Below are 15,593 nucleotides of genomic sequence, written 5' to 3' on the forward strand. Positions count from 1 at the left end.
TGTAGTATGTCGGCCAATCAGCGAATAGGCCCGGCCTTCACGACCGGGTCTTTTTTCTTGGGCCGGACGCCGTGCTGGTTGCAGGCAGCGGACTCATAATCCGCCTCCGAAAGGACACCGTCGGTTCGACTCCGACCCGGCCCACCAAAATTATCCGCAAGTTTTGCCCACCGGCCTTTGCTCCGCCAAAGGCCAGTCTGCCTCGCAATTCACGTTCAGTCGCCCTAACCTGGCCCAACTTTCGCGCCGTGAAGGTCTCTGGCGTATTGCTCTGCATGGTGAGAGATTCACGGCCGAGCGGTTTCTGCGCCTGCCGGGTGTCTCCGTTCGAATCGGCCCTGTCTGTCCCCGCTTTATCCCCTAATTCATAACCGTGTCAAATAAGGCGGCAGCTCTTCGAGCGTCGCACTGGCTGCGCCTTCAAACCTCTGCAGCCAGCGGGCGTCCGCCTGCTTCAGATGGGCGTGCAGCGCGGCAGCGGCTTTCGCGGGCTTTTTCGCGAGCAGGAGGTCGTAGATGGTCCGGTGCTCGTTCAGCGCATCTTCGATCGATGTGAGCGGAATGCGCAGCACCGGATCGAACAGATAGCGCGTCGGCACGAACAGCATCCGCGTGCGCGCAAGCGCCTGCAGAATCTCCCCGTTCGGGCAGTGCGACAGCAACCGGATATGCAGGTCGTGTTCAACCACGTCGGTATCGAACCCTTCGCGCGGGAATCCGTCTAGCGCATCGACCACCGTTTCGCGCAACTGTTCGAGGTAGTCGGAACTCACGTGAGACGCCGCCTGCTGCAACGCCTCCGGCTCCAGCAGCCAGCGCAACTCGTAGAGATGATGCGTCTTGTCCGGTGTGATGCGGGTTGCGATCCAGCGGCCCATCGCGTCTTTCGCGACGAGCCCGACACTGTGCATCCGCGCGAGCACGTCACGTGCGACTGTGCGGCTCACGCCGAAGTGCTCGGCAAGCCGTTCCTCGACGATCCGCACCGACACGAACATCACGCGCGCGCATAGCTCTCGCTCCAGTTCGACGTAGATGCGCTCCCACTGCTGCACGGCGGCGATCTTCACTTCGTCGAGCACCGCGCGCTCGCGCGCGACACCGGGCTTCATCTTGCCGGCCACCTCGTAGCCGCGCCCGCTGGCTTCGTTGACGAGCCGCTCGTTGCACAGCGCCTGCAACGCATAACGCGCCGGCGAGCGGCTGATTCCGAAGGCTTTCGCGACCTGCGCTTCCAGCAGCTTCTGACCGGGTGCAAGCCGGCCATCCGCGATCATCGTTTTGAGCAGCGCATACGCGCGCTCCTGAACGGAATGCTTTTCAATGGTTTCTGACATGGTCTGAATAGGCGACGGCGCTGCTTGTCGGCAGACACCACGGTTCCTGCAAACGCTCTGAATTTGCCACACGTAATCGCGACCGGGCGGAGGTTGCGAAATGGTAGCCGATTTGCTCGCGATTCCGTGCGCGTCCCTTCCGGCCACGGAGACCACGTCGCGAAAACTTCTCTTGACACTGCATCGCCCGGTCGATTATCTTAAAAACGTACATTGCACACCAAGTACGTTATAGACAGAAAGAGACAGGAATCGAGATGAAACTGGTACGGTGGGGACAGCCCGGCGCGGAGAAGCCGGGCGTGCTGGATAACGAAGGGCGGGTACGCAGTCTGGTCGGCGTGATCGACGACTGGCACGGCGCGGCGCTCGCGGACGGAGCGCTCGCGCGCGTCGCGGCGCTCGATCCGCAAACGCTGCCGGCGGTCGCGCCGGGCGAACGGCTCGGCCCATGCGTCGGCGCGGTCGGCAAGTTCGTATGCGTCGGCCTGAACTACACAGACCATGCCGCTGAAGCGGGCATGGCGCTGCCGAAGGAGCCGATCCTGTTCCTCAAGGCGACGAGCGCGATCAACGGCCCGGCCGATCCGATCCGCATGCCGCGCGACGCGGCGAAGGTCGACTGGGAAGTCGAGTTGGGCATCGTGATCGGCAAGACCGCCAGCTACGTGACGAGAGACAACGCGCTTGCGCACGTTGCGGGCTATTGCGTGGTCAACGACGTATCCGAGCGCGCGTTCCAGCTGGAGCGCGGCGGGCAGTGGGACAAGGGCAAGGCGGCGGACACGTTCGGTCCGCTCGGCCCGTGGCTCGTCACCGCGGACGAGGTGCCGGACCCGCAGGCACTGCCGCTGTGGCTCGACGTGGACGGCGTGCGCCGCCAGGCTGGCAACACACGCGACATGATCTTCGGCGTCGCGGAACTGGTGTCGTACATCAGCGGCTTCATGAGCCTGCAACCGGGCGACGTGATCGCAACGGGCACGCCGGCCGGCGTCGGCATGGGCTTCAAGCCGCCGGTCTACCTGCAGGCCGGCCAGACCGTGCGTGCCGGGATCGCGGGCCTTGGCGAGCAGTCGTCGCCGGTGGTCGCGTTCCACGCGACAGCGCAGGCCTGACATGGCCGATACGATTACCTGTGTCGACGATCTGCAGCGGCTCGCGCGCCGGCGCGTGCCGAAGATTTTCTACGACTACGTGGACAGCGGCTCGTGGACCGAATCCACCTATCGGGCGAACGAAACGGACCTCGGCAGCCTGAGGTTCCGCCAGCGCGTCGGCTGCAACGTCGAGGCGATCCGCACCGCGTCGACGCTGCTCGGCCATGCATGCAGCCTGCCGCTCGCGCTTGCGCCGACCGGCCTCGCCGGCATGGTGCACGCGGACGGCGAGATCCTCGCCGCGCGGGCGGCCGCAAGGTTCGGCGTACCGTTCACGCTGTCGACGGTCAGCATCTGCTCGATCGAGGACGTGGCCGAGCAGGTCGCGCAGCCGTTCTGGTTCCAGCTATACATGATGAAGGACCGCGATTTCATCGTCCGGCTGATCGAGCGCGCGCGCGACGCGGGCTGTTCCGCGCTCGTGCTGACGCTCGATCTGCCGATCCAGGGGCAGCGCCACAAGGACGTGCGCAACGGCCTGTCGGTGCCGCCGAAACTGAACGTGCGAAATCTGTCCACCATGCTGTCGCGGCCCGCATGGTGCGCGCGCATGCTCGGCACGCGGCGGCGCACGTTCGGCAACATCGTCGGTCATGCGAAGGGCGTGTCGGATACGTTCGCGTTCGCGGAATGGGTGAGCCGGCAGTTCGACCGCAGCGTGACGTGGGACGACGTCCGCTGGATCAAGCGCCATTGGGGCGGACGGCTGATCGTGAAGGGCATTCTCGATGCCGACGACGCGCGCCTCGCGGTCGCGGCCGGCGCCGATGCGATCGTCGTGTCGAATCACGGCGGCCGGCAACTGGACGGCGCGCCCTCGTCGATCAGCGCGTTGCCGGCGATCGCAGCGGCAGTCGGCCGGCAGACCGAAGTACTGATGGACGGCGGCATCCGCAGCGGCCAGGACGTGCTGCGCGCGCTCGCATGGGGCGCGCACGGCGTGATGATCGGCCGTGCGTTTCTATACGGCCTCGGCGCGCTCGGTGAGGCGGGCGTCACGCGCACGCTCGAACTCATCCAGAAGGAACTCGAATCGACGATGGCGCTGTGCGGCATCACCGACGTCGCCGACGTCGGCCGCGACGCGATCGTCTCGCCGGCGCCCGGCGCCGCGCCCGCGTGGCCGGAACCGGTGGGCCGGCGTGTCGGCGAAAGCAATCTTCCGGTGCTCGCTTCGTGAGTACCTTCTCATTTCTTCAAGGAGACATTTGATGTTCGGTAACTACAAGATGCACGAAGGCAGCGGTGTGAACCCGCCTTACTCGCCCGCTTATCCCGTCGAGTGGGAGTGCCCGTTGCGCACGCTCGAAGTCGTCACGCGCGTCGATCAGGCCAAGGTGCGCGAGCTTCTGAAGGACACGCCGTTCGAACTGGTGAACGATCGCGTTGCATTCCGCTTCATGCTGTCGCCGGGCCACACCCTCGCGGTGCATGCGGGCCAGATGTTCGATCTGATGGTGACCGTGCCGGTGCGTTACGAAGACCTCGTCACGCAGACGCACATCTTCATGTACTGCAGCGACCCGATGGGCATTGCCGCGGGCCGCGAACTGTTCGGCTACACGAAGAAGGACACGGATTACGCGTTCGATGAAACGGCGGACGGCAAGATAAGCGGCTGGGTGCGCCGCCGCAAGGTGCCGCTCGCGGACTTCAGCTTCACGCCCGACCCGGATGCGCCGCTCGTGCTGCTGACCGACGAGGCCGAGCAGCCCGCTGGCGAGATTCATGTGCGACGTCTACCCGATCCGTCGAAGCTCGGCATCGCGTATTCGGATGTCGTCTATCGCCGCACGCCGTTGCGCTACACCGAGCCGGCGCGCGGCCGCATCGACTGGAAGCTGCATCACAGCGCGTTCGATCCGATCGCGGACCTCGAGCCCGAAGTGCTGAGCGCGCACTTCATGACGTCGGACGTGTACGGCGGCGGCTTCGAAGTCGAGGATCGCCGGCTGCTGAAGCGCCTTTATCCCTGAACGGAGTGGCGGGAACATGAGCACGGCCGACAGGAAAGTGGCGATCGTAACCGGCGCGGGCGGAGGCATTGGCGCGGCGGTATGTGCGCGGCTCGCGGCCGGCGGCTGGGCGATCGTGCTCGCGGACCGCAGTGCAGGTACGACCGCCGAAGCCGAGGCGCGCTGCCGCGCGCTCGACGCGCCGGCGGACACGTTCGCGGGCGACGTGACGGATGCGGACTACGTGCGTGAGCTGGTCGCGTTCGCGCTGCGCCGTCATGGGCGGCTCGACGCCTTCGTCGGCAACGCCGGGATCGCCGGACAGGTCAAGCCGCTCGCTGACTATCCGGACGACGCGTTCGATCTCGTGATGAAGGTGAACGTGCGCGGCATGTTCTTGTGCCTGAAGCATGCGATTCCGGCGTTGCGCGAGCGCAGCGGCAGCTTCGTCGCGACCGCGTCGACCTCGGCGATTCGCGGGCGCGCGAACCTGTCCGCGTATGTCGCGAGCAAGCATGCGGTGCTCGGGCTCGTGCGCAGCGCGGCGCTCGAATGCATGGGCAGTGGTGTGCGCGTGAACGCGGTACTGCCCGGCCCGATCCAGACGCCGATGATCGACGCGATCAACGACATGGCCGCGCAGCACGGCGGCGTCGCGCGCGCCGCTCACGCGGCTTACGGCCGCCCGGAAGACGTCGCGAACACGGTCGCGTTCCTGCTGTCGCCCGACGCGTCGCATATGAACGGCGCCGCGCTCGTGGTCGACGCGGGCAGCACCGTGGCCTGAACCCGAGCCGGCCAGGCCGTCCGAAGAGGACGCCGGCCACCCCGACAACCAATAACAAACAAATATGGAGACTTGCGTGATGGAATCGATCGCTCTCGCTGTGAACGAAACGCAGCGTGTCGCGCAGCACAAGAAGGCGCTCGTTGCCGCTTGTGTCGGCAACTTTATCGAGTACTACGACTTCGTGATCTACGGCTACTTTGCGTCCGTGATCGCGCGTCTGTTCTTCCCGGCCGACAACGAAGCAGCGAGCCTGCTGCTCACGTTCGCGGTGTTCGCCATCAGCTATGCATCGCGGCCCCTCGGCGGGCTGATCTTCGGGCACCTCGGCGACCGCTACGGCCGCAAGACGCCGCTTGCCGTCGCGGTGATGCTGATCGCGTGCTCGACTACGGTGATCGGCCTGTTGCCCACCTATAGCGCGATCGGGATCGCGTCGCCGATTATTCTCACCGCCGCGCGGCTGGTGCAGGGCATTTCCGTCGGCGGCGAGTATGGCGGCGCGACTTCGTTCATCGCCGAATATGCGCCGCCCGGCCGGCGCGGTTTCTATACCGGCTGGCAGACCTTCACGATCGGCCTTGCGTTGCTGGTGGGCGGCGCTGTGGCGTCGATCATCACCGGGGCGCTGTCGGCCGAAGACCTGCGCGCCTGGGGCTGGCGTCTGCCCTTTTTCGCGGGACTGCCGCTCGGTTTCGTCGGGCTCTACCTGCGGCTGAAGCTGGAAGAAACACCGCACTTCTCGTCGGTGCAACAGACTGCGGAGATCGAGCGCACGCCGCTCGTGACCGGATTGCGCAGAGAGTGGAAGGCGATTCTGATCGGAATGGGGCTCATCTCCGCGCCCTCGGCGTGCATCTACATCTACTATATCTATTCGCCGACTTATCTGTCCGCGGTGCTCGGCTTCAAGCTCGCGGACGCGCAGCGCGCCAACCTGTACAGCCTGATCTTCTATTGCGCTTTGCTGCCGGTCTTTGCGCACCTGAGCGATATTGTCGGCCGTCGTCCGTTGATGCTCGTGAGTTCGCTCGCCATCATGCTCGTGACGTACCCGGCGTTTCATCTGCTCGATCCGCATGACTTCGGCAAGACGGTCGCGGGGCTGTGCCTGATGAGCCTCGCGTTCGCGCCGCATTCGGCCACGGCGCTATGCGCGATGGCCGAGATCATGCCCACGAAGCTGCGATACACCGGGCTGTCGGTGAGCCTGAACATTCCGGTCACGCTGCTCGGCGGAACGGCGCCATTCATTGCGACATACCTCGTGTCGCGTACCGGCGATCTGTATTCGCCGGCGTGGTTCGTGATCGGCGCGGGCCTGTGCACGTTGGTGGCTGCGTATGCGTATAAGGAGACGCTGCATAGCGGATTGCGGTGAAGCGCCGGCGGCGTCAGCAGACCTGTGAGAAATTGCCCATAATTGCGCGCAGTCTTCGAGCAACCGTTGGGACGTTTGATGAAAACAGCTTCTGTGGCACCGCACTCGCCGATCGCATTTCTCGCTGTAGCGTTGGCGTTCGCCATCAACATGACGGGCACGACACTACCGACTGCAATCTATCGGTACTACCAACTGCAATTCGGCTTTACACCGACCGTCATTACGGTGATCTACGCCTCCTATGCAATCGGGGTGTTGAGTGCATTGCTGCTGATCGGCAACTGGTCCGATCAGCTAGGCCGCCGCCGCATGCTGCTCGCGGGGCTGTGTGCGTCCGCCGCGTCAGCGCTGACCTTCCTGCTGAGCGACGGATTGGCGCTGCTGATTCTGGGCCGCCTGTTGTCGGGCGTGTCGGCCGGCATATTCACGGGCACCGCAACTGTCGCCGTGATCGAACTTGCGCCGCCTGCATGGCGCGGTAAGGCCATGCTCGCGGCTACTTCCTCCAATATGCTGGGGCTAGGCTGCGGCCCGTTGTTAAGCGGCTTTCTCGTCGAACGCTTTCCCTGGCCGATGCAATTGCCCTATGCGGTGCATCTGGCGCTCGTCGGTATCGCCGTGCTTGCTGTGGCCGGCGTGCCGGAGACCGCCGCGATCCCGGCGCGCGTCAAGCTCGGCATCCAGAAAATCTCGCTTCCCGCCGAGGTGCGGCGTGCCTTCATTCCCGCTGCCCTGGCAGGGTTCGCGGGTTTCGTCGTGGTCGGTTTCTTCGCGGCGGTCGCACCTCAATTGATCCGGGTGGTACTCGGCTTTCATAGCGGTATCGTGACCGGCTCGATCGTGTTCTTGCTGTTCGCATGCTCGGCGCTCGGTCAGATCGTCCAGACGCTCATGGTCGCCCGCTGGCGGCAAACGGCCGGCTGCATCGGACTCATTGTGGGACTGGTGTGTGTCGGCCTGTGCGTGCCCGAGCGCTCACTCGGCGCGCTTTTACTCGGCACCGCGCTGGCAGGAGTCGGGCAGGGCATCAGCTTTCGCGCCGGGTTGGGCGAGATCGCTGCCGCTGCGCCTATGCATCGGCGCGCGGAAGTGACATCGAGCTTTTTCGTCGTGCTTTATGTGGCGATCTCGCTACCTGTGATTGGCCTCGGCATCGCCGTGCAGCACGCCGACATTCAGCGCGCGACGCTGCTCTTCGTCGGTCTGACGATTGTTCTCGTGCTTGTCGCGCTGCTCCTGCTTCTGCTGATGCGCGAGCAAACGAGCCCGGGGCGCAACGCCGAAGCGACCGGGAAGTGAACACGAGAGTTCTCGCTGCCCGATCACGCTCGCGATAGCCAGAATCGAGGCCTCGGAGCTTTGAACACACACGCAAAAGCGATCGGATCGGTCCGATGGACGGCCGACTGGCCGACGGTCGCAGGTTGTGATGCCCCGTAAGCATATATGAAATGACATTCATGCTATTTGTGCAGAGCGATCAAGTCTTCACAATTCTCCTCAAGCGGTTCATGCCGCGTTCAACTGGAGAGCGAAATGTTTGCAATAACCGGTATCACAGGTCAGGTCGGGGGTGTGGTTGCCCGTGCGCTGCTGGCGGCTGGCAAGGACGTACGCGCCGTGGTTCGCAGCGCCACAAAGGGGGCTCAGTGGAAGGAGCAGGGTTGTGAAATCGCTGTCGCGGAGATGTCCGACACGCAGGCGCTGAGCACCGCGTTTTCCGGCGTCGATGGCGTGTTCATTCTGCTGCCGCCGAACTTCGATCCGTCGCCGGACTTTGCGGAATCGCGCCACCTGGTCGGCACGTTGCGTGAGGCATTGAAACAGGCGAGCCCGCCGAAAGTGGTGTGCCTGTCGACGATCGGCGCCCAGGCTGCCCAGCCGAACCTGTTGCAGCAACTGGGATACATGGAGCAGCAACTGGGTTCGCTGCCGATGCCGGTCGCCTTCCTGCGCGCAGGCTGGTTCATCGAAAACGCGGCGTGGGACGTGGAACCCGCGCGCACGGCGGGCGTCATCCCCAGCTTCCTGCAACCGCTCGATAAACCGGTTCCGATGGTGGCAACCGCCGATGTCGGCCGGGTCGCGGCCAGCATGTTGCAGCAGACGTGGACCGGCAAGCGGATCGTCGAACTTGAAGGCCCGCGGCGCGTCACCCCAAACGACGTGGCGAATACGTTCGCGCGTTTGCTTGGCAAGGACGTGCGCGTGGAAACCGTGCCGCGTGATACGTGGGAAGCGCTCTTCACGTCGCAGGGCATGAAAAATCCTACCCCGCGCATGCAGATGCTGCACGGCTTCAACGAGGGCTGGATCGAGTTCGAGAGGCCGGACCAGACGATAAAGGGCAGTGTGACGCTGGAAACGGTGTTGCAGTCGCTCATCGAACGGGTTGGCTGAGCACGCTTGGCCAAGCCGGCAAGATGACAAGACGGTAATCCAGACGACGGGGTCCGGTAACGGCGTGCGCGCTACGATCGGTCGCTCATCTTCATCGCGCTTGCGACGTGCTGGTGACGTATCAACCGGCGATGAGATGGGCCGACCAATCTACGCGCGTACAGCGACTCTGGAGCGTTTCCATGCAAATTCGTCATCCCGTCGCCAGCGTGGCTGCGACGATCGTTGCCACTCTCGTCCTGCTGGCAATCGGCGCGGTTCTATTCGGTTTTTCCGGCGTCTACGACGTATCCGCGAGCTCGAAAGACAACCCCGTCATCGCGTGGATGTTGCACTCCACTTACGAGGCGTCGCTGCATCGTCACGCAGGCAAAGACGTGCCGCCTGGCGATCTGATGTCGCTCAGGAATATCGAAGCCGGCGCGCGCTTCTACGATTCGACATGCGCCGCTTGCCACGGTGTGCCAGGAAAGCCGCTTAGCTTCGTTGGGCAGGGGATTCAACCGGCCGCACCCGCGCTGCTGGCCGCCAGCCGCCGCAACAACCCCAAGCTGATGTTCTGGGTCATCAAACATGGCGTGAACATGACCGCCATGCCGAGCTTCGGAAAGACGCAAACCGATCAAACCATTTGGCAAACGGCTGCATTTCTCTACGACGCGCGGGGCATCACCCCGCAGCGATACGAGACGCTTGCGCACGGTACGAAGTAGGGGCGTGGCGGAAAACGCTAGTTGGCGCCGTACTGCGTCGAACTCGCGACGAGTGCCGGCGTGGCAGCCACCTTGGCCAGTTCATCGCTCGACCATCCGCCGCCGAGCGCATGCAGCAACTGCACGTTCGCGCTGAGCTGGCGGGTCTGGATGTCGAGCAGGCTGCGCTGCGCGTCGAGCTGTACGGTTTGCGCCTGCACGACATCGAGGTAACCCACGGTGCCCTGGCGGTATTGACGTAGTGCAAGGTCCACCGAGTACTGCGCGGCGCTCGCGGCGTCGCGTTGTTCTCCCAGTGCCGTGCCGAGGTAGGACAGCAAGGCCAGATTGTCTTCAACCTGCTGGAAAGCGGACAACACCACGCCGCGGTAAAGTTCTCCAGCTTCCTCGGTGGCCGCTTTGGCGGCGTCGAGCTGAGCGCGACGGTAGCCTCCGTCGAACACGTATTGCACGAGTTGCGGACCAATGGCCCAGAACAGGTTGGGCGCGCTCACGAGCCCGGCATAGGCCGCGCTTTGCACGCCCCCTTGCAGGCTCAACGTGATGTCCGGGAAGTAAGCCGCCCGCGCCACGCCGATCTTCGCGTTGGCTTCCGCGACTCGCCGTTCCGCTGCCGCGACGTCGGGCCGGCGCTGCAGCAGTGTGGAAGGCAGGCCGGTCGGAATGGCCGGCAACGCAATGGCGGCGGTCTGCTGCGGCAGGCTGAATTCGGACGCGGAGGCGCCGACCAGTACGGCGATCGCATGTTCAATGAGCGCGCGTTGCGCCAGGTTCTGCGACAACTGCGACTTTGCCGACGACAACTGGGTCTGCGCGCGCGAGACGTCGAGGCCCGACACGATCCCGCCGTTGTGCAGGGTTTGCGTGAGTTGCAGTGCCTTCGCATAGGCCGCCACTGTTTCGTTCAACAGATCGGTTTGCTGGTCGAGGCCGCGTAAGCGGATATAACTGTCTGCCAGTGTGACCTGCAGGCTCAATTGCACGGAAGCCAGATCGGCCTTGGTCGCCTGCGCTTCGTCCTTGCCCGCAACAACGGAGTCGCGCACGCGGCCCCACAGATCGAGATCGTAGTTGACCTGGCCGCCGAGCGTGACGGAGTTGTAGTCGTTCGGGCCTCCCGCGCGCAAGGGGCGGTTGTCGGACTGGCGGTCGCGCTGCGGCACGGCGCTAGCGCTGACGGACGGGTACAGACCCGACTCGACCTGCGCCACGAACGCCTGGGCTTGCGCATAGTGCGCGTAAGCCGCGCGCAGATCGGTATTGTTTGCCAGCAGGCTGGTTTCGAGTGTGTCGAGCTGGGCGTCGCCATACATCTTCCACCAGCCGTTACGGTCTATCCGGTCCGCCGGTTGCGCGGTGGTCCACGGTCCAACGGTCTTGTATTGCGCGGCTACGGGTGTGGGCGGAACCTGGTATTGCGGCGCGAGCGAGCACGCTGACAATGCCGCCACACTCGCGAGAAGCGCTGGAAGTCGAACCTTAACCATGGGCGGCCGCCTTCCTGTCCGTGGCGGCCGCGGTCTGTACGCTGTCGCCGTCGGCGAGTCCGTCGGGCGGCGTGTCGATCAGGCGGTCGGTGGCGGCCAGTCCTGAAGAGATTTCCACGGAGTCGCCCAGATCGCGGCTGATCTTCACAGGCTTGAAGAGCACATGACCGTTGGCGGCCAAGGTGGCGACCACGGTTCCCCGGCTGTCGAACACAAGCGCGCTCGCCGGCACGCGTACGGAATGCGCGGCGGCGGGCAGCGTGAATTTCAGGCTCGCGAAACCGCCCGGCAGCAGCTTGCCATTGGAATTGTCGACCAGCAGCTGAACCAGTGTCGTACCAGAACTCGAATTGACGGAGTCCGCCGCGGCCACGACGCGTGCGGTGAACTGCTGGTCGGGATATTCGGGCACCGTCAGGGTGGCGGTCGTGCCGTCGTGGATCGCGGGCGCATAGTTTTGCGGCACCTGTACATAGACACGCAGCTGGTCGACTTTGGAGACGGCGAACAGCTCCTGACCGGCGCCGCCGCTGCCCGCGCTCACCAACGCGCCGACGTCCGTATCGCGGGCCGTCACCACGCCGTCGAACGGCGCGACGATCCGCGCGAACGCCTTGGTCGCGACGAGACGATCGACGTTGGCTTTCGCGGCGGCGACGATGGCCTCTTTCGCGGTGTAATCGGCGGTGCGTTGGTCGACATCCTGCTGCGCGACGGAATCCGTGCCACGTAGCGCTTCCCAGCGTTTCGCCGTCGTGCCCGCCACCACGGCGTTGGCCTGCGCGCTTTGCAGATCGGCGCGCGCTTGCAGTAACTGCTGGTCGAGTTCGGGCGTTTCGATCTCGGCGAGTACCTGGCCCGCTTTGACCGGCGCGCCGATGTCGACGCTCCATGATTTCAGATAGCCGCTGACCTGCGCGAAAATCGGCGCCCGCGTGAATGCTTCAAGGCGGCCGGGCAATTGCAGCGACGGGCCGTTGACATCGCGCACGGGCAGAATCAGAGTGACCGTTGGCACGGCCTGGGCATCGGTCCAACTCTTCAGCTTGCGGGCGTCTTCCGCTCGCAGCGTGACGCCGGCAATGACAACGCCGAGGACGACCAGCAGGCCAACAATGCCCGCGACGACAAGCGTGCGGCGCGACGGCGGGTGACTGGGCAACGTGGAATCAGACGACATGAGCGGGACCTCCCGAGACGGATGCCGGGGTAGCCGCGCGCCCGGGGCGCGCGTGGACGATACAGAAGATGACGGGGACGAGAAACAGCGAAGCCGTGGTGGCGAACAGCAGGCCGCCGATCACGGCGCGGCCGAGCGGCGCGTTCTGCTCGCCGCCTTCGCCGAGGGCCAGTGCCATCGGCGCCATACCGATGATCATCGACAACGCGGTCATCAGTACTGGGCGAAAACGCGTGAAGCCCGCTTCGAGCGCGGCCTTGAACGGGTCGCCATGTACGGCGAGACGTTCGCGGCAAAAGCTGACCACGAGAATCGAGTTGGCCGTCGCGACGCCCATGCACATGATCGCCCCCGTCAGTGCGGGCACCGAGAGCGTCGTATGGGTCGCGAACAGCATCCACACGATGCCTGCCAGCGCGGCCGGCAGTGCGGTCACGATCACGAACGGGTCGGCCCACGACTGGAAGTTGACGACGATCAGCAGATAGATCAGCACGACCGCGCCGAGCAGACCGAACAACATGCCGGCAAAGGCGCTGTTCATGGTCTGCACCTGGCCGAGCAGCGCGACCGTCGAGCCCTTGGGCAACGTGCCGGCGTTCTCGTGCACGATGCGCTGGATATCGGCGGATACGGCGCCCAGGTCGCGGTCCTGGGTGGTCGCGAAGATCTCGACCATCGGCTGGATGTTGTACTGGCTGACCACCTCGTTGCTGCTGGTGCGCTCGACCGTTGCGAGGCCGCCGAGGATCTGCGCGGCACCGCCGGTGCTGGCGGTGATCGGCAGGTTTTGCAGCGCGGAGAGCGAATCGAGGCTGTATTGCGGCGTTTGCATGACGATCGGATACGACACGCCGTTTGCGTTGTTCAACCAGAAGGTGGGCGCCACCTGGCTCGAACCCGCAAGGTTCACCACCATGCTGTTGGTCACGTCGCGCTCGGTGATGCCGAGCAATTGCGCGCGGGTACGATCCACGTCGACGTTGAAGGTCGGATTGGCGTGAGACTGCGCGATCCGCGCATCGACCACGCCCGGTACATCCCGAACCTCGCGCAGCAGCCGGTCTGCATAGGCGTAATTGGCATCCAGATTGTTGCCGCGAATCTGCAGGTCGATCGGCGCGGGCGAACCGAAGTTCAGGATCTGACTGATGATGTCGGCCGGCGGGAACGAGAACGTGACGCCCGGAAATTCGTGCGGCAAGCGCTCGCGCATGAGGCGCACATATTCGTCGGTCGGACGGTGGCCTTCGTTCAGCGCGATCTGGATATCGCCGTCCTGCGAGCCGACCGTGCCGGTGTTGTTGTACGCGGTGTTGATGCCGCTGACAGGCAGGCCCATATTGTCGACGACGGTGCCCAGATCTGCCGGCGGAATGATCCGGCGTATCGCGTCTTCGACGTCCGCGAAGATCTGCGCGGTTTTTTCGACGCGAACCCCGACGGGCGCGCGCACGTGCAACAGGATCTGGCCGGCATCCACCGCGGGAAAGAAATTGCGGCCGAGAAACGGCACGAGCGCGAACGAGAGGAGCACGAAGCAGAGAAAGCCGGCAACGAACCGGCGCCGGTGCGTCAGCGCGAGTTCCAGCAGGCCGTGATAGCGGGTGCGTATTTTTTCGAAGCGTGCTTCGAAGCCGCGCTGAAAACGTCCGAGCGGACCCGGGCGTTTCTCGTCGTGCTCGCCGTGCGCATGCGGCTTGAGCAGATACTTGGCCATGGTGGGCACGAGCGTACGCGACAGAAAGAATGACGAGATCATCGCGAAGATGACGGCCTCGGCCATCGGTACGAACAGGAATCGCGCGACGCCTTGCAGGAAGAACATCGGCACGAACACGATGCAGATACACAGCAGCGAGACGAACGCCGGCGTGACGATCTGGGCGGCGCCGTCGAGAATCGCCGTCTCGACCTCCTTGCCATGCTCGAGGTGCCAGTTGATGTTTTCGATTGTGACCGTCGCGTCGTCGACCAGAATCCCCACTGCCAGCGCAAGTCCGCCGAGCGTCATGATGTTCAGCGTTTCGCCGAGCGCCGACAGCGTGGCGATGGAGCCGAGAATGGCAAGCGGGATCGAGGTGGCGATGATGAGGGTCGAGCGCCAGCTGCCGAGGAACAGCAGGATCATCAGGCTCGTCAGCACAGCCGCGATCACTCCTTCGCGCGCCACGCCGGTGATGGCCGCCCGCACGAACAGCGACTGGTCGCCGATCGGATCGATCCGCAGGGCGTCGGGCCATGACGCCTTGCCGGCGGCGATCTGCTGTTTGACGCCGGCGATGATGCCGAGCGTGGACACGGAACCGTTCTTGAGCACGGACATCAGCACCGAACGGTGGCCGTCCACATGAACGATATTGGTTTGCGGCGGGCTGCCGTCGCGCACGTTGGCAATGTCGCGAATGTAGACAGTGGTGCCGTTGGCTGCCTTGACCGGCAGATCGCCCAAGGCCTTGATTTGCGACGGCGCGTTGTTCAGTTGCAGCGTGTACTCGTAGTCCCCGATCTTTTCGGTGCCGACCGGCGTGATCAGGTTCTGGCCGGCGAGTGCGTTAGCCACGTCCTGCGCAGACAAGCCGCGCGCCTGGAGCGCTGCAGGGTCGACGTCGATCTGTACCTGGCGCGTCTTGCCGCCGAACGGGTAGGGAATCGATGCGCCCGCAACCGTCGTGAGAACCGGGCGCACCGCGTTCAGACCAAGGTCGCCCAGACGCTGCTCCGAGAGTCCTTTGCCCGACAACGCCAACTGGATGATCGGCACGGTGGACGCGTTGTAGTTCAGGATCAGCGGCGGCGTCGTCCCGGGCGGCAACTGGCGCAATTGCGTCTGCGCGACCGACGTCACCTGCGCATTGGCCGTGCTGATATTCACGCCCGGCTGGAAGAAGATCTTGATGATCCCGAAGCCTGCGACCGATTCCGCCTCGGTGTGCTCGACGTCGTTCACGGTGGTCGTCAACGTGCGCTCGAACGGCGAGGTGATCCGGCCGACCATCTGGTCCGGCGGCAGCCCCGTGTACTGCCACACGACGCTGATCACCGGAATCCGGATGTCGGGAAAGATGTCGGTTGGCGTCTTCATCGCGGACAATGGTCCTATGATGAGGATGAAGATCGCCAGCACGACAAAAGTGTAAGGTCGCCTAAGGGCAATACGGACTAGGCCGAGCATGACAATTCCAAGGCA

12 protein-coding genes and 1 tRNA gene are annotated in these 15,593 nt (G+C 64.5%); 9 read left to right on the plus strand and 4 right to left on the minus strand.

Annotation, left to right across the window (positions count from 1 at the left end):
• Positions 1-59: 59 nt before the first annotated feature.
• Positions 60-147 (plus strand) — tRNA-Ile (locus tag PDMSB3_RS21375).
• 218 nt (positions 148-365) lie between these two features.
• On the opposite strand, the gene PDMSB3_RS21380 is transcribed toward PDMSB3_RS21375, so the two are convergent.
• A complete protein-coding gene (locus PDMSB3_RS21380) occupies positions 366-1,337 on the minus strand; it encodes a GntR family transcriptional regulator (RefSeq protein ID WP_007178849.1) in 972 nt (323 codons plus the stop codon).
• Positions 1,338-1,594: 257 nt separating this feature from the next.
• Here PDMSB3_RS21380 and PDMSB3_RS21385 point away from each other — a divergent pair, with 257 nt between their 5' ends.
• From PDMSB3_RS21385 to PDMSB3_RS21420, 8 genes are all read left to right on the plus strand, one after another.
• Entirely contained in the window at positions 1,595-2,455 is an 861-nt protein-coding gene (locus PDMSB3_RS21385) for a fumarylacetoacetate hydrolase family protein (protein ID WP_007178850.1), read from the plus strand.
• A 1-nt stretch (position 2,456) separates the two neighbouring features.
• Entirely contained in the window at positions 2,457-3,677 is a 1,221-nt protein-coding gene (locus PDMSB3_RS21390) for an alpha-hydroxy acid oxidase (protein WP_007178851.1), read from the plus strand.
• Positions 3,678-3,708: 31 nt separating this feature from the next.
• Positions 3,709-4,473, plus strand: a complete 765-nt coding sequence (locus PDMSB3_RS21395) for an acetoacetate decarboxylase family protein (RefSeq protein ID WP_165187625.1) — start codon at positions 3,709-3,711, stop codon at positions 4,471-4,473.
• A gap of 16 nt (positions 4,474-4,489) precedes the next feature.
• Positions 4,490-5,239 carry an SDR family NAD(P)-dependent oxidoreductase gene (locus PDMSB3_RS21400; protein ID WP_007178853.1) on the plus strand — a complete coding sequence of 250 codons (750 nt, stop codon included), beginning with the start codon at positions 4,490-4,492 and terminating at the stop codon, positions 5,237-5,239.
• Between the two features lie 79 nt (positions 5,240-5,318).
• Positions 5,319-6,620: an MFS transporter gene (locus tag PDMSB3_RS21405; protein WP_165187626.1), complete on the plus strand. Its 1,302-nt coding sequence runs from the start codon at positions 5,319-5,321 to the stop codon at positions 6,618-6,620.
• 78 nt (positions 6,621-6,698) lie between these two features.
• Complete coding sequence (locus PDMSB3_RS21410; RefSeq protein WP_007178855.1) at positions 6,699-7,922, plus strand: MFS transporter; 1,224 nt, start codon at positions 6,699-6,701, stop codon at positions 7,920-7,922.
• Between the two features lie 237 nt (positions 7,923-8,159).
• Positions 8,160-9,023, plus strand: a complete 864-nt coding sequence (locus PDMSB3_RS21415; RefSeq protein ID WP_007178856.1) for an NmrA family NAD(P)-binding protein — start codon at positions 8,160-8,162, stop codon at positions 9,021-9,023.
• A gap of 182 nt (positions 9,024-9,205) precedes the next feature.
• The gene (locus tag PDMSB3_RS21420) at positions 9,206-9,736 is read left to right on the plus strand and encodes a c-type cytochrome (RefSeq protein ID WP_007178857.1); all 531 of its coding nucleotides are present in this window, start codon (positions 9,206-9,208) and stop codon (positions 9,734-9,736) included.
• A gap of 17 nt (positions 9,737-9,753) precedes the next feature.
• Here the strand turns inward: PDMSB3_RS21420 and PDMSB3_RS21425 are convergent, their stop codons facing one another.
• The 3 genes from PDMSB3_RS21425 to PDMSB3_RS21435 are packed head-to-tail and all read right to left on the minus strand — an operon-like array spanning position 9,754 to position 15,578.
• A complete protein-coding gene (locus PDMSB3_RS21425) occupies positions 9,754-11,223 on the minus strand; it encodes an efflux transporter outer membrane subunit (protein WP_007178858.1) in 1,470 nt (489 codons plus the stop codon).
• Positions 11,216-12,403, minus strand: coding sequence for an efflux RND transporter periplasmic adaptor subunit (locus PDMSB3_RS21430; RefSeq protein ID WP_165187629.1), 1,188 nt, complete (start codon positions 12,401-12,403; stop codon positions 11,216-11,218). The genes PDMSB3_RS21425 and PDMSB3_RS21430 overlap by 8 nt, the downstream gene beginning before the upstream one ends.
• Positions 12,393-15,578 carry an efflux RND transporter permease subunit gene (locus tag PDMSB3_RS21435; RefSeq protein WP_007178860.1) on the minus strand — a complete coding sequence of 1,062 codons (3,186 nt, stop codon included), beginning with the start codon at positions 15,576-15,578 and terminating at the stop codon, positions 12,393-12,395. Before PDMSB3_RS21435 ends, PDMSB3_RS21430 begins: the two co-directional genes overlap by 11 nt.
• Between the last annotated feature and the right edge of the window lie 15 nt (positions 15,579-15,593).

Origin of the sequence: Paraburkholderia dioscoreae (genome assembly GCF_902459535.1) — a bacterium.
GTDB classification, from domain to species: Bacteria; Pseudomonadota; Gammaproteobacteria; order Burkholderiales; family Burkholderiaceae; genus Paraburkholderia; species Paraburkholderia dioscoreae.